Origin of the sequence: Mesorhizobium sp. M1078 (genome assembly GCF_040318615.1) — a bacterium.
Taxonomy (GTDB): domain Bacteria; phylum Pseudomonadota; class Alphaproteobacteria; order Rhizobiales; family Rhizobiaceae; genus Mesorhizobium.
In genome coordinates this window covers 48,387-65,831 of sequence record NZ_JAMYMP010000029.1, presented here as the reverse complement: position 1 = coordinate 65,831, position 17,445 = coordinate 48,387, and the positions used below count along the sequence as shown (strand labels likewise).

The following is a 17,445-nucleotide window of genomic DNA, read 5'->3' as shown; positions in this document are numbered from 1 at the left end:
ACCGCCAGGCGTATGCCCTCCGCAGCAAGGAGCATGGTGTAGGTCGTAGGGAGGATGTTGTAGGGAGTAGGGAGTAGGGAGTAGGGAGTAGGGAGTAGGAGTAGGGAGTAGGATGGTCTCGGCGTCGTTTCAATCCTTCACTACTCACTACTCACTACTCACCATTGCCTAACGCCTTCTCGGCTTCTGCCACCCAGTGTCCAGCAATCCAAGCCGGCCGAGTTCCCGGTCCACGGCCCGCGTCACGTCCTTGCGCTGCGCGCCGACATCGCGCAGTTGGCGATCCGAAAGGTCCTCCACGTCCTGGCGCGGCAGGTTGATGGCGACTTTCGCCTGGCGAAGCCAGTCCGTTACGGCATGCAACCAGTTCGAGCGAGCTGCTGGCGAGTTCAAAACGAAGATGGACATGATGCGCTCCGTGTTCCGCCGGATATCAAATCCGGCTTGATGGTGTTTCGGTGGATGCATCATGCCGCATTGAAATCCATGCGAGAAACGAGTAGTTCTTTTCGGATCGTCAAGTTTTATTTGAGGATACGTGGATGTCCCGTCTGTTGCCCGGAACGCGCGCGCTGAGGACTCTGGAAGCCGCCGCCCGCCACCTCAATTTCACCCGCGCTGCCGACGAGCTCGGGCTGACGCCGGCGGCGGTCAGCCACCAGATCAAGGAAATCGAGGATCAGCTCGGGCTGGTGCTGTTCACGCGAACCAGTCGTACCATCCGGTTGACCGAGGCAGGTACGGTGCTGTTCGAGGCCTCGATCGATGCGCTCGACCTGCTCAACCGGGCGGTGTCGCGGGCGCGCAAGCTGACGCGCGGCACGGCATTGCTGAAGGTGACGCTCGACGCGCAGTTCGCGTCAAAATGGCTGATGCGGCGCGTCGACGATTTTCGCAAACTTCAGCCCAGTATCGAGCTGAGGTTCGACATCGGCTACGAAGTGCGCGATTTCAAACTCGACGACGTCGATGTCGGCATCCGGTTCGGGGTCGGCAAGTATCCGGGGCTTCGCGCCCATCGCCTGTTCGACAACATCCTCATTCCGGTGTGCAGCCCGAGCCTGCTGACCTCCGGCCCGCCGCTGCGCGAACCGCGCGACCTCTTCAACCACACGCTTGCCCATATCGAATGGTCGCGCCAAGGCGTGACATGGCCGAACTGGCGCATGTGGATGGCGGCGGCCGGCATCAACGATTTCGACGACAGTCGGACTATCGTGTTTGGAACCTCTACCGATGCCGTGCAGGCGGCGCTCGACGGCAATGCCGTGGCGCTCGCCGAGTTCGCCATGGTGGCAAACGACCTTTCCCAGGGAAGGCTGGTGCAGCCCTTTGAACTCGGTCTGCGCGTGGGGCCGGAGTTCGGCTACTTCCTGGTCTATCCCGAGAGCACTGCCAACGATCCGCGCATCATCGCTTTCCGCGAATGGATCCTCGACGAAGTCGCCAGGACGCAGACCTGACGACTTCTGCAGGCCTCAGCTGGCGACGACCGGCGCCCCGAACCAGCCGATCACCGCGCCGATGATCAACAGCACGCCGAGCCAGTGGCCGCCGTCGATCAGGGTCAGGTCCCAGCCGAAATTCTCATAGCGATGGTTGGCCATCAGCGTCGTGGCGACGAAACCCAGCCAGAGGACGAAGCCGAAGACCAGCCCTGCGACAAGGACCGGCTCGCCGCCGGTCATCGCGCCGACGACCAAGGCCAAGACCAGCGCCATGATCAGCTCGGCGATGAAGGAGATGATGAAGGGCAATATCGATTTCTTTGACGTTGACGGATCGATCCTGGCCGCCCTCATCCAAGGCTTGCTGAGGGCCGTGTACCAGACGGCGCCAAACAGCCACGCCGCGACGGCCGCGACAACCACCGCCAGCCAGTTCACCACTGAAAAATCCATAAAGTCCTCCCCTCAAGCATGCAGCCCAAAGCCTGACGGTTCTGGGATAACGACATGCGTATTCTTCAAATCAATGCGCGATGGAACGCCTGTTCGGCAATGCCGTCAAGCGAAGCGCCACACCGTGGTGCGCTTGACCAGGGCGTCCTCCAGCGCCCGCGTCACCGCCACTTCGTAGACTGCGAGCGGCTCCAGTCCCGCCTTCGGCATGTAGGAGCGGCCCGGATCGCCGACGAGGATGTCAGCGCCGCGCGCCTTCAGTGTCGAAAACCACGGCATCAGCGTGTCGGCGAAGGATTTGTCGTAGAAGACGTCGCCGGCCAGCACCACGTCCCAGCCGGCGTCGGTGCCGATGCAGTCCGTGCCGCAAAAGTCGATGGCAACGCCATTGGCCTCTGCGTTGAGGCGGATCGCCGTTTCGCAGAACGGGTCGATGTCGGCGGCGATCACGTGCGCCGCACCCGCCTTGGCGGCGGCGATGGCGACAAGGCCGGAGCCGGAGGCGAAGTCGAGCACGCGTTTGCCCCGCACATCCGACGGATTGTCCAGCACGTAACGGGCAAGGCCCTGACCGCCGGCCCAGGCAAAGGCCCAGAACGGCGGCGGCAGGCCGATTTCAATCAGCTCGTTCTCCGTGCGCTGCCAGAGGTCATGCGCTTCGTCGGCAAGATTGAGGACAATCTCCGGCACATGCGGCGGCGACATAAGCGCCGTGTTGTCGAGAATGAACTTTTTCGCGCTGTTCGGCGTGAGGACCGTCACGGAGCCGGCGTCAGGCCGCCCATGCGGCAGACTTCCTTCCATTCGGCCGGCGTCACCGGCTGTACGGAAAGCCGTCCAAGCCGCACCAGCGCCATCTCGGCAAGCTTCGGATTGGCCTTGACCTGCTCCAGCGTCGGCGGGTTCGGCACGTCCTTGAAGGCGCGGATGTCGACGCATTCCCAGCGCGGATCGTCGGTGGTGGTATCCTGATGGGCAAGCGCGCAGACCTCGGCAATGCCGACGACGTTCAGCCCCTCATTGGAGTGATAGAAGAAGCCGAGATCGCCGATCTGCATCGCCTTCATGTTGTTGCGCGCTGCATAGTTGCGCACGCCGTCCCACTGCGTGCCGGCCTTGCCCTTGGCCTTCAGCGCCTCGAAGGAGAAGACCGAAGGTTCGGATTTGAACAGCCAGTAGTTCATGTCTTTGCTCCAACTACTATTTTTGCGCAATTCCGGACGGAAAACCGTTACACACTTTTCCTGGGATCACTCTAGGCGCCGCCGGAACTAACTAGCCGCCGGCTTGTTGAAGGTCCAGTTCCACTGGCGGATTTCGACACTTTCGAACAGCCCGGCCTTGGCATAGGGGTCGGCAGCCGACAGCGCCTGCGCACCGGCGAGGTCGGGCGCTTCCACGACGACGAGGCTGCCATTGGGCTTGCCCTCGGCGTCGAGGAACGGGCCGGCAAAGGCCAGTTTGTTGTCGGCGTTCAGGCGTTCGAGAAAGGCGACGTGGACCGGCCGCGTATCGACCCGCACCTGCAGGCTGCCCGGCTTGTCCTTGCAAATCAACGCAAACAGCATGTTAAACTCCGGTTTGTTTGGGGATCAGAGGTCGGTTTCGGTTTTCAGGGGTCGCGTCATCAGCGCGGACACAGCCTGCCGAATGGTGATCGTGCCGTCCAGTATCGCCGACACCGCAGCGATGATCGGCGCGTCGATGTGGCGCTCGGTGGCGATGCGGGCGGCGATCGCCGCCGTCGGCACGCCTTCGGCGAGCGGCAGTCCGGACAAGGGCTTACCTTGCCCCAGCGCCAGCCCATAGGCGAAATTGCGCGACTGGGCCGAAGAGCAGGTGAGCAAAAGGTCGCCGAGGCCGGAAAGCCCCATCAGCGTCTCCGGCTTGGCGCCGAAGGACGCGCCGATGCGGCGCAGTTCGACGAAGCCGCGTGTCACCATGGCGGCCTGCGCGCTGGCGCCGAGCCCAGCGCCGGTGACGGCGCCAGCGGCAATGGCGAACACATTCTTCAAAGCACCGCCGATCTCGACGCCGATCAAATCGTCGCTGGAATAGCAGCGCAGATTCTGCGCCGAAAAGCGCGAGGCAAGCTCGGCCGCCAAGGCGTCGTCGCGTGCAGCAACCACGACAGCGGTCGGCAGACCCCTGGCGACGTCGGCGGCAAAGCTGGGACCGGACAGGGCCGAAACCGGAGTTTCGGGCAGAATCTCATCAACGATCGCCGACAGCAGCGCGCCGGTGTCGCGCTCAATGCCTTTGGCGCAGAGAACCAGCGGGATGCCTTTCGGCATATGGGGCTTTGCCGTCGTCAGCATGGCGCGTAGCGCCTGCGCCGGCGCCACGGCCAGCGCGCAATCGGCATCGGTCAGGGCCGTGCCGATATCGCTCGTCGCCGCAATGCCTGTTTCAATGGCGATGCCGGGGAGATAACGCGGGTTCTCGCCGCGGCGGATCGCGGAAACCGTCTCTTCGTCGCGGGCGTAGAGCCGGACATCGTGACCGGCGCGCAGCATCGCCAGCGCTAGCGCCGTGCCCCAGGCGCCGCCGCCGAGCACGGCGACGCGCCAGCCGGTTCTGTCCCTGCCGCTTGTGTTGCCGGCGCTCATGCTTTTGCTCCGCGCCGGCCGGAGCCGACCATCGGGGCCGAAATGCTGTCCAGCGGCCAGCGCGAACGCGGCACGAAATCGAAGCCGTTCTCTTGCGACAGGCCTGCCCGCAACCGCTCGATGCCGGCCCAGGCGATCATCGCCGCGTTGTCGGTGCACAGTTTGAGCGGCGGCGCGACAAAGGCGAAGCCGGCCTCGGCGCACTGCTTCTGCAGCGTCGCCTTGATCGCTCTGTTGGCGGCGACGCCACCGGCAACGACCAGCGCCGGCTCGGCCTTGTCCGGAAATTCGTCGCGGAAGCGGGCCAGCGCGCGGGCCACGCGGTCGCCAAGTGCGTCGGCTACCGCCGCCTGGAACGAGGCGCAGATGTCGGCGACATCCTGCTCGCTTAGCGGCTGGATGGCGGTCGCCGCCTGGCGCACGGCGGTCTTGAGGCCGGAGAAGGAGAAATCGGGCTGCGCCGAGCCCCTCATCGGCCGCGGAAAGGCAAAGCGCGTCGCATCGCCCGACATTGCCGCCTTTTCGACGTTCGGGCCGCCGGGATAGGGCAGGCCGAGCATTTTGGCCGTCTTGTCGAAAGCTTCGCCGAGCGCGTCGTCGATGGTCGTCGCCCAGCGCTGGTAGTCGCCGACGCCGCGCACGGCGACGATCTGGGTGTGGCCGCCGGAAACCAGCAGCAGCAAATAGGGAAAGTCGAGCCCGTCGGTCAGCCTTGCGGTCAGTGCGTGGCCTTCGAGATGGTTGATGGCGATCAGCGGCTTGCCGGCGGCCGCTGCAATCGCCTTGGCCGTCATCAGGCCGACGATCAGCCCGCCGACCAGGCCGGGGCCCGCAGTGGCGGCAATGGCGTCGATGTCGGCCAGGGCTACGCCCGAATCCGCAAGAGCGGCCTCGACAATGCCGTCCAGCGCCTCGACATGGGCGCGCGCGGCGATCTCCGGCACGACGCCGCCGAAGGCGGCGTGCTCCTCGATCTGGCTGAGCACGATGTTGGACGCAATCACCGGCACGGAATCGCCGTCCAGCGTCACCACGCTGGCGGCGGTCTCGTCGCAACTCGTCTCAATGCCCAGAACGCGGATCAATTCGTCGCTGTCTCCAGAGATTGTGTCGCCGGACTTTCCTAGTTAGTAGAGGCGGGCCTCGCTAGGGAGAGCGCCGGAAACGCAAAGCCAGCCGGGGGTTATCACGGACCGCGCGCCATGCAAACTTTGAAAATAGGAACACGCGGCAGCCCGCTGGCGCTCGCCCAGGCGCATGAGACGCAGGCGCGGCTGATGGAAGCGCATGGCATGCCGGCGGAAGCCTTCGAGGTCGTCGTCATTTCGACCAGCGGCGACCGCATCCAGGACCGGCCGCTGTCGGAAGCCGGCGGCAAGGGGCTGTTCACCAAGGAAATCGAAGAGGCGCTGCTGGCCGGCACGATCGATATCGCCGTGCATTCCTCCAAGGACATGCCGACAGTGCTGCCGGTCGGGCTGGAGCTGTCCGCCTTCCTGCCGCGCGAGGATGCGCGGGACGCCTTCATCGGCAAGGCGGTGGAGCGCATTGTTGATTTGCCGCAAGGCGCCAAGGTCGGGTCGTCTTCGCTCAGGCGCCAGGCGCTGATCCGGCGCATGCGGCCGGACCTAGACGTGGTCATGTTCCGCGGCAATGTGCAGACCAGGCTGCGCAAGCTGGAGGAAGGCGTCGCCGAAGGCACGATCCTCGCTTATGCCGGGCTGAAGCGGCTCGGGCTCGGCCATGTCGTCACCGATCTGATGCCGCTCGATGCTTTTCCGCCGGCGCCGGGACAAGGCGCAATCGGCATCGAAACCCGCATCGGCGACAGCGAGGTCGAAAAGATGCTGGTGGCCATCCATGATGTGCCGACAGGCCAGGCGCTGGCCTGTGAGCGCGCCTTCCTGGCGGCGCTCGATGGCTCCTGCCGCACGCCGATCGCCGGCTATGCGATGATATCGGGCGGCAGGCTGGTTTTCGCCGGCCTGATCATTTCGCCCGATGGCACGCAATCGCATGAGGTCAAGGCCGAAGGCTTGGCGCTGGATGCCGCTGACATCGGCACGGACGCGGCCAGGATGGTGCGGGTCAAAGCGGGCGAAACCTTCTTCGACGGCTGGGTCTGATATGCGTGTCCTGGTGACGCGGCCGCAACCTGGGGCGTCGCGAACCATGCGGCGGCTGCAGGAATTGGGATTTGAGCCGCTCCTTCTGCCGCTGACCGAAACGGTGACACTGCGGGTTGGCGCCGATGCTGCGAGCGACAATGCCGTGGCCGTCGCTGTGACCAGCGCAAATGCGGTGCGGCATGCGCCGAAAGAACTCATTCGTGCGCTCGCCGCCTTGCCTTGCCATGCCGTCGGACGCAGGACGGCTGAAGCGGCACGTTCGACAGGGTTCTTGTCGGTCAGCGAAGGGGCGGGCGACGCCGAGCGGCTGGCCGAGGCGATTGCTGCCGGCCTTTCCGGCAAGGCGGTCGTCTATCTCACAGGGCGCGTGCGGTTTCCGGCATTCGAGGCGCGGCTGCGAAAGGCCGGCGTCGAGGTCCGCACCGTCGAAACCTACGACACGATTTCGCTCGATTATTCCGATGCTGAAATCCGTACACGCCTGTCCGATCAGGCGGTCGACGCGGTGCTGCTCTATTCAGCCAAGGCGGCGGCAGCGTTGCAGGCCTTGGCCAGCCGGGCGGAACTGCGCGATCTCTTTGAAAACATGCAGGCTTTTGCGCTCTCCGAGCGCGTGGCAGCGGCGTTTGACAATGCCGCCGGCAAAAAAATACGCATTGCGCGGGAACCGCAGGAGGAGGCGCTGCTTGAGCTGTTGCACCGCGGCGACTGAGCGCCGTGTCATCACGCCGCCCCTTTTCACCTGATGATGATGTGCTAGACCATTTTTCAAACCATCACGCGCCGTCGGGCGCCCAGACGAAGCAGGATTGCGGAGCCCAGGCATGGTCAAGACGCCGAAGATGCGACATTCGAAAAGCCACCGCGAGCCGGTGACCATCGAACTCGAACCCGGCGCTGTCTCGCGCATTGCCGATGCGGATGCCGCCAAGACGGATGTCGCCAACTCGGACGACGCCGGGGCCCCGGCAGGGTCGGTTGCGGCCGAGGATGCCGCTGCCATGGCCAATGCGCAGCCGGAGACGCCTGACGAGCCCGTTCATGCCGATCAGGCCGATCTCGAGCCGTGGGAGCACTCCGATGCCGCGGCGCAGGCCGCTCCCGAAAGCGCCGATGCGAAGGCGTCCACCCAGGCGGAGCAGCCTTACCCCACCGCTTCGGATGCGCCACCGCGCGCCAGAACCTCCGACTACAGTTTCGAGGATGCCTCGCCCAAGCCGGGTGCACCCAAGGAAACCCCAAGGACAGCCGGGAACCAGCCCATGGCCGCGCAACCGAAGCGCACGAACGGCATTGCCGCCGGCATCATCGGCGGTGTCATCGCGCTGGCTGCCGCCGGGGGGCTGCAGTTTGCCGGCGTGCTTGGCGCTCCGGGCTCAGGGGCGGGCACGGTCTCGCTCGACGGCGTCAATGGCGAGATCGCTTCGCTGAAGCGCGAAATCGCCGACCTCAGGGAAGCCAGCGGCAATGGCGCCGCAACGGCCAAGGTCGACGGGCTGTCTTCGGCGCTGGATCAGGTCAAGGCCGATGTCGCATCGCTGAAATCGGCGGTCGAAAGGGGCGGCGCCGGCGACAATGCCGGGCTTGCCTCGCTTGGCGACAAGGTCAAGCAGATCGAGACCGCGGTCGCCGCCCTTGGCCAGGCCGGTGGTGCAGCGCCCGTCGATCTCGCGCCGCTCAATGAAAGACTGGCGGGCCTCGACGCACTGGTGAAATCGGCCGGTGAGGCAGCCAAGACGCAGGAAGGCAAGATCGCCGCGCTGGAGCAGTCGGTGACGCAGCTCGCCGGCAAGGTCGATGCGCAGGCCTCGCAGCCAAAGATCGCGATGGCCATCGCCGCTTCGGCCTTGAAGGCGGCGCTTGACCGCGGCGCGCCGTTCGCCGCCGAGTTGGAGACCTTCGCAGCGATCTCGCCCGATGCACCGCAGATTGCGGCGCTGCGCCCCTACGCTGAAAAGGGCGTCCCGACCCGCACCGAGATTGCCGGCGAGGCCGACGCCGCGGCCAATGCGATGGTCGCGGCGGCGACGCCGGTCGATGAAAATGCCGGCTTCTTCCAGAACCTTTTGTCGAGCGCCGAATCGCTGGTCAAGGTTCGGCCGATCGGCGCCGTCGAAGGCGCCGGCGCGCCGGAAACCGTGGCGCGCATCGAAGTGGCGGTCAATCAGGGCGACTACGCCAAGGCGCTCAGCGAATACGCAACGCTGCCGGATGCGGTCAAGGCCGCCGGCGCCGACTTTGCCGGCAAACTGAAGGCGCGCATCGACGTCGAGACGCAGGTCGACGCGCTGATTGCAGGTGCGATGAAGGCATGAGGACGACACGATGATCCGCATTCTCATCTTTCTCGGCGCCGTCTTCGCCCTCGGTCTTGGCTTTGCCTGGCTGGCCGATCGTCCCGGCGAGATGGTCGTCACCTTCAACGGTTACCAATACCAGGTCAGCCTGATGGTGGCTGCGGTGGCGATCGTTGCCGTCGTCGCAGCGGTGATGATCGTCTGGTGGCTGATCAAGTCGCTGTGGAACAGCCCATACACGATCTCGCGCTATTTCCGCGTGCGCCGCCGCGACCGCGGCTACCAGGCGCTGTCGACCGGCATGATCGCAGCCGGCGCCGGCGACGGCGCGCTAGCCCGCAAGAAGACCAAGGAAGCCGCCAAGCTGATCCGCTCCGACCAGGAGCCGCTGATCCAGTTGCTCGAAGCGCAAGCCTCGCTGCTCGAAGGCGACCATGAGGGCGCGCGCGAAAAATTCGAGGCCATGCTCGACGACCCCGAAATGCGGCTGCTTGGCCTGCGCGGGCTCTATCTCGAAGCCGAACGGCTCGGCGACCGCAACGCCGCGCGTCACTATGCCGGCCGCGCCGCTTCCGTCGCGCCGCAACTGGCTTGGGCCGCCGAATCGACGCTGGAGGATCTGACCGGGCGCGGCGACTGGGACGGCGCGCTGAAGCTGGTGGAGGCGCAGAAGTCGACCAGGCAGATCGAACGCGACGCCGCCAATCGCCGCCGCGCTGTGCTGTTGACCGCCAAGGCGCAGGCGCTGACCGACAGCGACCCCAATGCAGCCAAGGCAGCCGCTCTCGAGGCCAACAAGCTCGCGCCCGATTTCGCGCCGGCCGCGGTTGCAGCCGCCAATCTTCTGTTCAAACAGAACGATGTGCGCAAAGGCTCGAAGATCCTTGAGGCAGCCTGGAAGGCTGAGCCGCATCCCGAGATCGCCGAGCTCTACACCCATGCAAGGCCGGGAGATGCCGTGGTCGATCGTCTCAACCGGGCGAAGAAGCTGCAGGAGCTGAAGCGCAACAATGCCGAATCGTCGATGACGGTGGCGCGCGCCGCGCTCGATGCGCAGGATTTTTCCACCGCCCGCGGCGAGGCGGAAGCGGCGATCCGCATGGATCGCCGGGAAGGCGCTTACCTGCTGCTGGCCGATATCGAGGAGGCAGAGACCGGCGACCAGGGCAAGATCAGGCAATTGCTGTCCAAGGCGGTCAGGGCGCCGCGCGATCCGGCCTGGGTCGCCGACGGCGTCGTCTCCGAACGCTGGGCGCCGGTATCGCCGGTCAGCGGCAAGCTCGATGCTTTCGCCTGGCGCGCGCCGATGGAGCGGCTGGGCCAGCTCATCGACAGCCATGAAGACGAAGCCGATGTGCCGGTGCTTGCGGCACCTGCCAAACCGGCAAAGGAAGCCGAAGTGATCGATCATCCGGCCATCGCCAGGACGAGCAGCGAGGCGCCGATCGAGCCGAAGCCCGCTGTGGGCGATGACCAGGTCACGCCGGTCACCGCCGCCGCTTTCGCCGCAATACCAAACGACGCCGAACCCGTCGAACCTGCCGAGGAACTGGCGCGGCTGCCCGACGACCCCGGCGTCGACCCCGATGACGAAGCGGAGAAGTCACCGCGCCGCTTCCGCCTGTTTTGATCCCTGAAGCATGATCCCAAAAAGTGGATACCGGTTTTTGGAAAAGATCATGCTCCAATAATGTGAAGTGAGCACCATGTTCGAACGCGTCCTGGCCTTTCTGAAAGACCTGCCCTCCGGGGCTGGGGCTCGCGCCAATGCGGACGATCCGCGCGTTGCGGCGTCGGCTTTGCTCTATCATGTGATGAATGCCGACGGCGTGCGCCAGGATGTCGAGTGGGAGCGGTTCAAGCAGGTGCTGGCGCAGAGCTATTCGATCAGCGGCGACGAGCTCGATGCACTGGCTGCCGCCGGCGAGCGCGCCGACAATGAGGCGATCGACCTCTATGCCTTCACCAGCGTCTTGAAGCGCCATCTCGACGCCGAGGCGCGCAAGGCTTTCATCGGCCTGATGTGGGAAATCGTCTATGCCGACGGCGAACTGCATGAACTGGAGGACAACACCGTCTGGCGCGTTGCCGAACTGATCGGCGTCGAGCGCCAGGATCGCGTCGAGGCGCGCCGCAAGGCGGCGGCCGCCGCGCCCGACGCCAGCGGAACGTCGAGCGACGAATAGGATTCCGCCTTTCCATGCCGCCCAGACCGAGCTCGAAACCAAAAGTCCTGATCGTGCTGCATCAGGAGACTTCGAGCCCCGGCCGGGTTGGCCACATGCTGCTCGAGGAAGGTTTCGACCTCGACATCCGCCGGCCGCCTCTCGGCGACAGCCTGCCGGAGACGCTGGAGGGACACGCCGGCGCCGTGGTGTTCGGCGGGCCGATGAGCGCCAATGACGAAGATGAGTTCGTCCGCCGCGAGACCAACTGGCTCAATGTTCCGCTAAAGGAGAACCGGCCCTTCCTCGGCATCTGCCTTGGCGCGCAGATGCTGGCCAATCATCTCGGCGGCAAGGTCGAGGGGCATGGCGAGGGGCTGGTCGAGATCGGCTGGTATCCGCTGAAGCCGACCGAAGCCGGCAAGAAGCTGCTGCCCTGGCCCGACATGGTCTACCAGTTTCACCGCGAAGGCTTTTCGCTGCCCAGGGATGCGACGCTGCTGGCGACGGCGGAAACCTACCCCAACCAGGCTTTTCGCTATGGCGACAATGCCTGGGGCATCCAGTTCCATGGCGAACTGACCCGGTTGATGATGCAGCGCTGGGTGGTGCGCGGCGCGCACCGTTTCGAATTGCCCGGCGCGCAGCCCGGCCGCGACCATCTCGGCGGCCGGCTGATCTGGGATATGCACCTCAAGCGCTGGCTGAGCGAATTTTTGAGCCTGATCTTCGGCAAGCCTACTGAGGGATAGAGCAAAATCCAACTACTCTGAACGGCCGAGCTTGCCCAAAGACGACTTACCTCTGGGAGGCGTGTACGATGGATCCGGGACCTTAGCCCGTTCCCGCAGATTTGGATTGCGCCCCAAACACTCCGATGGATCGAAAAACTCCGTGGCGCATTTAAGCTTCGGCTAATAACGGCCCCAGGAGAGAACCAATGAAGAAGACGCTGCTCATTTTGAGCCTACTCATTCCGCTCGCGGCATGCTCCCGCACCGAACAAGGCGCTGCCGTCGGTGGTTTGGGTGGCGCAGCTGTAGGCGCAGCAGTGGCCGGCGACCCGGTAAAAGGGGCGGTTGTTGGCGGGGCGGTCGGAGCGCTGGCCGGGGCGGTCATCGGGCACGCCAGCGAAGCCGGCCAGTGCAGATATCGCGGTCGGAACGGTCGAGTTTACGTTGCTCAGTGCCCGGACGGCTACTGATCTCAAAGACGCGTGATCTCTTTCGATCACGCGTCTTTTCGGGGTAGGATAACTGAATGGCATATAACAGCAAAAGACTGCGGGCTTTCTGGTTCGCCGTTGTCAGCGCTGTCGCGATAAACGCCGAACTTTCGACCGCGGCCTTGGCCGCACCTGTAGAAGCGAAGACGATTGCCGATCACTTCTCATCGGTAAAGTCCATGTCCGGGGACTTTGTCCAGTCGGGCCCAAGAGCGGAAAGGACCAAAGGGAAATTTTTCCTCCAGCGGCCGGGCAAGATCCGGTTCAACTATGCAGGCCAATCAGGGGTCAGCGTAATTGCAGATGGAAAATCCTTGGTGGTCTATAACAAGAAGCTCAAGACATCGCGGCTTTATGCTCTCTCGAAGACGCCGCTCAAGCTGCTCCTCGACAATCAGGTCAACTTTTCCGGCAATCGCCTCAAAAGTATCAAGGACGATGGCGCCCAGGTGATCATCAGGCTGGCCGACAAGTCGGCCTTCGGCAATTCGAATATCACTATGGTGTTTGACAGGGAATCGCTCGATCTACGCAGATGGACCCTGACTGACGAGAGGGGCCTTACCTCGACAGTCACCATATCCAACGTGAAGCAGGGCGTTCGCGCTCCTGCGGGCACCTTCACTATCGACTATGCCGCAAACCGTGAATTCAACACCAAAACGAAATAGTCGGCAGCGCCACGAACTGCCCGTGTAACACTACTCGGCGGCCGTCTCCGACGGCACCTCTGCCGGTGCCGAAGGCTCGGCCTCGGCATGCGGCTTGCGCCGTGAAAACAGCGACCTTAGCGTGACGTAGAACACCGGCGTCAGGAACAGGCCGACGAAGGTGACGCCGAGCATGCCGGAGAACACCGCGGTGCCGAGCGACTGGCGCATTTCCGCGCCCGGGCCTGTCGCGATCATCAGCGGCACGACGCCGAGGATGAACGAGAAGGCGGTCATCAGGATCGGCCGCAGCCTGAGCCGGCAGGCTTCGACGGCAGCCTCGGCGGCCGACAGGCCGCGTTCCTGCGCCTGCCGCGCGAATTCGACGATGAGGATCGCGTTCTTGGCGGCAAGTCCGATCAGCACGATGAGGCCGATTTGCACGAGGATGTTGTTGTCCAGCCCTCGGAACGACACGCCGAGCAACGCCGCGAGCACGCCGAGCGGCACCACCAGCACGATGGCGAACGGCAGCACCCAGCTTTCATATTGCGCCGCCAGCGCCAGGAACACGAACAGCACCGACAGTCCGAAGATATAGACAGCGGCATTGCCGGTGTTGCGCTCCTGATAGGCGAGTTCGGTCCATTCGTAGGAGGTACCGGCCGGCAACGTCTGTGCCGTGATCGCTTCCATCTTGGCAAGCGCATCGCCGGTGGAAACACCGGGCGCGGCGTTGCCCTGCAGCGGCACGGAGACGTACATGTTGTAGCGCTGGACCAGCGCCGGGCCGGTGACGTCGCGGATCTCGATCAACGTGCCCAGCGGAACCAGCGCGCCGGTCGCCGAGCGCACCTTCAGTTTCAAGATGTCGGCGCGATCGAGGCGGAACGCCTGGTCGGCCTGCGCGCGCACCTGGTAGACGCGCCCGAAAGCGTTGAAGTCGTTGACGTAGGCGGTGCCCAGATTGATCGACAGCGTCTCGAAGATGTTGGGGATCGGCACGTTCAGGATGCGCGCCTTGTCGCGATCGATCGCCAGGAAGAATTGCGGGCTGGACGCGGAGAAGGTGGTGAACACGCCGGTCAGCCCCGCCGTCTTGTTGGCCTTGCCGGCAATTTCATAGGCAAGCGCCAGGATCTGCCGCATGTCGGCGCTGTTGCGCTCCTGGATCTGCAGCTTGAAGCCGCCGGCATTGCCGACGCCGCGGATCGGCGGCGGCGGCAGTGCGATAATGAAGGCTTCCTTGATGCTTTGCAGGCTGCCGAACAAATTGCCGATGACCTGGGTCGCGGACTGGCCGGCTTCCAGTCGCTCGTCAAACGGCTTGAACCTGGCGAAGATCACGCCCGCGTTGCTGGCATTGGTAAAGGTGGCACCGGAGAAGCCGGCGAAGGCGACCGCGTAGTCGACGCCCGGCGTTTTCTGGATGATCTGCGACGCCTGCTGGATGACGGCATCGGTCCGCGATAGCGAGGCGCCGTCCGGCAACTGGACGACGACGATCGCATACCCCTGGTCGAGCGACGGAATGAAACCGCGCGGCACCGTCTGAACCATATAGACCGTGGCGTAGATGAGGGCCGCGAAAACGGCCAGCGTGGCGGCGATCGCTATGCGCGAGCCGACCAACACGCGCACGATGCTCGAATACCAATGGGCGACCTTGTCGAAGCCGCGATTGAAGCCGTCGGCGAGCGCCCGTCCAAACCGCGCCAGGAAAAAGCGCGGCGGCGCCGCAGCAGTGTGGTGCGGCTTGAACAGCAGCGCGGCCAAGGCCGGCGAGAGCGTCAGCGAATTGAATGCCGAGATCGCCGTCGACACCGCGATGGTGATCGCAAACTGCAGGTAGAACTGCCCGGAAATGCCGGGAATGAAGGCTGTCGGCACGAACACCGCTATCAGCACCAGCGAGATCGCGATGACCGCCGTTCCGACTTCGTCCATGGTCAGATGCGACGCCGGATTGGGCGCCAGCCCGCTGGCGATATTTCGCTCGACGTTCTCGACCACGACGATCGCATCGTCGACGACGATGCCGATGGCCAGCACGAGGCCGAACAGCGTCAGCATGTTGAGGGAGAAGCCGGCGGCGTAAAGCACCGCCAGCGTGCCGATCAGCGACACGGGGATCGCCACGATCGGCACGATCGCCATGCGCCACGATTGCAGGAAGACGATGATGACGATGATGACCAGAACCATCGCCTCGAGGATCGTCTTGTAGACCTCCTGGATCGACTCGGCGACGAACTCGGTCGGATTGTAGACGATGTCGTAGCTCAATCCCTTCGGGAAGTCCTGGGAAAGCTCCTTCATCTTGTCCTGGATCTCCGCGGCTGCGGCGAGCGCATTGGTGCCTGGCCGCTGGAAGATGGCGAGCGCCACCGCCGGTTTGCCGTTGAGATAGGAGTTGGTGACGTAATCCTTGGCGCCGAGCTCGATGCGCGCCACGTCCTGCAGCTGGATCAGGCGGCCGTCTTCGGCCGATTTGACGATCACGTATCGGAAGTCCCGTGCGTCGTTGAAGCGGCCTTGCGTGGTGACCGTGTACTGGAACGCCGTGCCGGTATTGGTCGGCGGCGCGCCGATGGAGCCGCCCGACACCTGGACGTTCTGGTCGCGCAGCGCCTGCACCACATCGCCCGAGGTCATCCCCAAGGCGGACAGTTTTTCCGGATCGAGCCAGATGCGCAGCGAATATTCGCGTTCGCCAAAGATGATGAGGTCACCGACGCCGTCCAACCTGAGCAGTATGTCGCGCACCCGCGAGCGGGCGTAGTTCGAGACGTAGAGCTGGTCGTAGGTATTGTCGGGCGACAGCATGTGCACGACCATCATCAGGTCGGGCGAGCTCTTGATGGTGGTGATGCCGAGGCGGCGGACTTCTTCGGGCAGGCGCGGCTCGGCGACCGAGACGCGGTTCTGCACCAGCACCTGCGCCTGGTCGAGATCGGTGCCCAGCTTGAAGGTGATGGTCAGCGCCATCGCTCCGTCGCCCGACGAATAGGACGACATGTAAAGCATGCCCTCGACGCCGTTGATCTCCTGCTCGATCGGCGTTGCCACCGTCGCTGCCACCGTCTCGGCGTCGGCGCCCGGGTACTGGGCGCGAACGACGATGGTCGGCGGCGCGATCTCGGGATATTGCGCGATCGGCAGCTGGGTATAGGCAATCCCGCCGAGGATCAGGAGGACGATCGAAACCACCGATGCGAAGATCGGACGGTCGACGAAGAAATGGGCGAACCTCATTGCTGCAACCCGGCGGTCTCGACCTTAGGCGGCAACGTCACCATCTCGACCTTCACCTTGGTGCCGGGCCTGGCGTGCATCAGCCCGTTGACGATGATCGTCTCGTCGCCGGTCAGGCCCGCGCGGATCACCCGGTAGCCGTCGAGAAGCGGGCCGGTGCGCACGGGCTTCGCCGACACCATCCCAGCCTCATCCACTAGGTACACGATGCGGCGATCCTGATCGGCGCCGACCGCCTCGTCGGGCACCAGGACGCCGCTATGCGGCAGCGACCCCGGCACGTTGATGCGCCCGAACATGCCTGGCTGGAGAACGCCGTCGGCGTTGGCAAACCTTGCACGCACCCGCATGGTGCCGGTCGCGTTGTCGATCCGGTTCTCGGCAAAATCGAGCTTGCCCTTGAATACCGCCTCCGCGCGGTCGGCGACGCGAACCACCACCTCGAGCCCGCCGGCGCCTTCCTGCATGCTGCCGCCGCGCTCCTTCGCGTCGCGGGCGTAGCTGAAATACAGGCGCTCATCGACGTCGAAATAGAAGTCGATCGGATCGCGCGTGACGATGGTCGTCAGCAAGGTGGAATCCGGCTGCACGAGGTTGCCGACCGACACCAGCCGGCGGTCGATGCGGCCGGACAAGGGCGCCTTGATCTCGGTGAACTCCAGGTTCAGGTTGGCCGTCGTCAGCGCCGCCGTCGCGCCCTGCATCTGCGCCTGCGCCGAAAGGTATTCCCGCCGGCGGTCGTCGACCGTAGCGGCCGAGATATTGCCGGTCTTGGCGAGTTCATCGGCGCGATCCAGCTGCATCTTGGAGAATTCGAGCAGGGACTTGGCGACGTCCACTTGCGATTTGGCGGCATCGTAGGCCGCCTGGTACGGACGCTGGTCGATGGTGAAGAGCAGGTCGCCCTTGTTGACCAGTGCGCCGTCCTGGAAGCTGATCTTGTCCAGATAGCCGCTGACGCGCGAACGGATGGCGACCTCGTCGACGGCTTCGAAGCGCCCGACGAACTCGTCGTCTTCGACGATTTCACGCACCACCGGCTTGGCCGCCGTCACCACCGGCAGCTGCTGGTCCTGCGCAAACGCGTTGCTGCTGAAAGCCATACCGAGCAGGAATGCCACTGGGACGGCGGAGCGGGCCAGCCAGCCGACCGATCGGCTGGGTCGCCCGCTTGCGTCGCGATGCGATTGCCGATTCCCTGAAGTGTCCATTTG

At 64.5% G+C, this 17,445-nt stretch carries 18 protein-coding genes; 9 read left to right on the top strand and 9 right to left on the bottom strand.

Annotation, left to right across the window (positions count from 1 at the left end; all coding sequences use genetic code 11):
• Positions 1–168: 168 nt before the first annotated feature.
• A complete protein-coding gene (locus NKH38_RS26420; RefSeq protein WP_023670491.1) occupies positions 169–408 on the bottom strand; it encodes a hypothetical protein in 240 nt (79 codons plus the stop codon).
• A gap of 134 nt (positions 409–542) precedes the next feature.
• On the opposite strand from NKH38_RS26420, the gene gcvA reads away from it, so the two are divergent.
• Positions 543–1,463, top strand: coding sequence for a transcriptional regulator GcvA (gene gcvA, locus NKH38_RS26415; RefSeq protein WP_352765095.1), 921 nt, complete (start codon positions 543–545; stop codon positions 1,461–1,463).
• Positions 1,464–1,478: 15 nt separating this feature from the next.
• Here gcvA and NKH38_RS26410 read toward each other — a convergent pair whose 3' ends face one another.
• The 6 genes from NKH38_RS26410 to tsaD all read right to left on the bottom strand — a co-directional run bounded on the left by NKH38_RS26410 (position 1,479) and on the right by tsaD (position 5,592).
• A complete protein-coding gene (locus NKH38_RS26410) occupies positions 1,479–1,901 on the bottom strand; it encodes a DUF1761 domain-containing protein (RefSeq protein ID WP_023710206.1) in 423 nt (140 codons plus the stop codon).
• Positions 1,902–2,006: 105 nt separating this feature from the next.
• On the bottom strand, positions 2,007–2,705 hold the full coding sequence (locus tag NKH38_RS26405) for a class I SAM-dependent methyltransferase (RefSeq protein ID WP_023702382.1): 699 nt from the start codon (positions 2,703–2,705) through the stop codon (positions 2,007–2,009).
• Positions 2,660–3,085, bottom strand: coding sequence for an EVE domain-containing protein (locus NKH38_RS26400; RefSeq protein WP_023670487.1), 426 nt, complete (start codon positions 3,083–3,085; stop codon positions 2,660–2,662). Before NKH38_RS26400 ends, NKH38_RS26405 begins: the two co-directional genes overlap by 46 nt.
• Before the next feature lie 87 nt (positions 3,086–3,172).
• Positions 3,173–3,469 carry a YciI-like protein gene (locus tag NKH38_RS26395; protein WP_023687732.1) on the bottom strand — a complete coding sequence of 99 codons (297 nt, stop codon included), beginning with the start codon at positions 3,467–3,469 and terminating at the stop codon, positions 3,173–3,175.
• A gap of 24 nt (positions 3,470–3,493) precedes the next feature.
• Positions 3,494–4,510 carry an NAD(P)H-dependent glycerol-3-phosphate dehydrogenase gene (locus NKH38_RS26390; protein ID WP_023730225.1) on the bottom strand — a complete coding sequence of 339 codons (1,017 nt, stop codon included), beginning with the start codon at positions 4,508–4,510 and terminating at the stop codon, positions 3,494–3,496.
• On the bottom strand, positions 4,507–5,592 hold the full coding sequence (gene tsaD / locus NKH38_RS26385; protein WP_196813717.1) for a tRNA (adenosine(37)-N6)-threonylcarbamoyltransferase complex transferase subunit TsaD: 1,086 nt from the start codon (positions 5,590–5,592) through the stop codon (positions 4,507–4,509). The genes NKH38_RS26390 and tsaD overlap by 4 nt, the downstream gene beginning before the upstream one ends.
• 120 nt (positions 5,593–5,712) lie before the next feature.
• Here tsaD and hemC point away from each other — a divergent pair, with 120 nt between their 5' ends.
• From hemC to NKH38_RS26345, 8 genes are all read left to right on the top strand, one after another.
• Complete coding sequence (gene hemC / locus NKH38_RS26380; RefSeq protein WP_023730223.1) at positions 5,713–6,636, top strand: hydroxymethylbilane synthase; 924 nt, start codon at positions 5,713–5,715, stop codon at positions 6,634–6,636.
• A gap of 1 nt (position 6,637) precedes the next feature.
• Positions 6,638–7,351, top strand: coding sequence for a uroporphyrinogen-III synthase (locus NKH38_RS26375; RefSeq protein WP_023687736.1), 714 nt, complete (start codon positions 6,638–6,640; stop codon positions 7,349–7,351).
• Positions 7,352–7,463: 112 nt separating this feature from the next.
• On the top strand, positions 7,464–8,954 hold the full coding sequence (locus NKH38_RS26370; protein WP_023730221.1) for a COG4223 family protein: 1,491 nt from the start codon (positions 7,464–7,466) through the stop codon (positions 8,952–8,954).
• A 10-nt stretch (positions 8,955–8,964) separates the two neighbouring features.
• Complete coding sequence (locus tag NKH38_RS26365) at positions 8,965–10,566, top strand: heme biosynthesis protein HemY (RefSeq protein ID WP_023806421.1); 1,602 nt, start codon at positions 8,965–8,967, stop codon at positions 10,564–10,566.
• A 76-nt stretch (positions 10,567–10,642) separates the two neighbouring features.
• On the top strand, positions 10,643–11,122 hold the full coding sequence (locus tag NKH38_RS26360) for a tellurite resistance TerB family protein (RefSeq protein WP_023687738.1): 480 nt from the start codon (positions 10,643–10,645) through the stop codon (positions 11,120–11,122).
• Positions 11,123–11,136: 14 nt separating this feature from the next.
• Positions 11,137–11,853: a glutamine amidotransferase gene (locus NKH38_RS26355; RefSeq protein ID WP_023752685.1), complete on the top strand. Its 717-nt coding sequence runs from the start codon at positions 11,137–11,139 to the stop codon at positions 11,851–11,853.
• Between the two features lie 188 nt (positions 11,854–12,041).
• Positions 12,042–12,305 (top strand): YMGG-like glycine zipper-containing protein, encoded by a 264-nt coding sequence (locus NKH38_RS26350; protein ID WP_023670477.1) that lies wholly within the window; start codon positions 12,042–12,044, stop codon positions 12,303–12,305.
• 56 nt (positions 12,306–12,361) lie between these two features.
• On the top strand, positions 12,362–12,997 hold the full coding sequence (locus NKH38_RS26345; protein ID WP_023687739.1) for a LolA family protein: 636 nt from the start codon (positions 12,362–12,364) through the stop codon (positions 12,995–12,997).
• Positions 12,998–13,027: 30 nt separating this feature from the next.
• Here NKH38_RS26345 and NKH38_RS26340 read toward each other — a convergent pair whose 3' ends face one another.
• The gene (locus NKH38_RS26340; protein WP_023694470.1) at positions 13,028–16,231 is read right to left on the bottom strand and encodes an efflux RND transporter permease subunit; all 3,204 of its coding nucleotides are present in this window, start codon (positions 16,229–16,231) and stop codon (positions 13,028–13,030) included.
• Complete coding sequence (locus NKH38_RS26335; protein WP_023687741.1) at positions 16,228–17,334, bottom strand: efflux RND transporter periplasmic adaptor subunit; 1,107 nt, start codon at positions 17,332–17,334, stop codon at positions 16,228–16,230. Before NKH38_RS26335 ends, NKH38_RS26340 begins: the two co-directional genes overlap by 4 nt.
• Positions 17,335–17,445 lie beyond the last annotated feature (111 nt).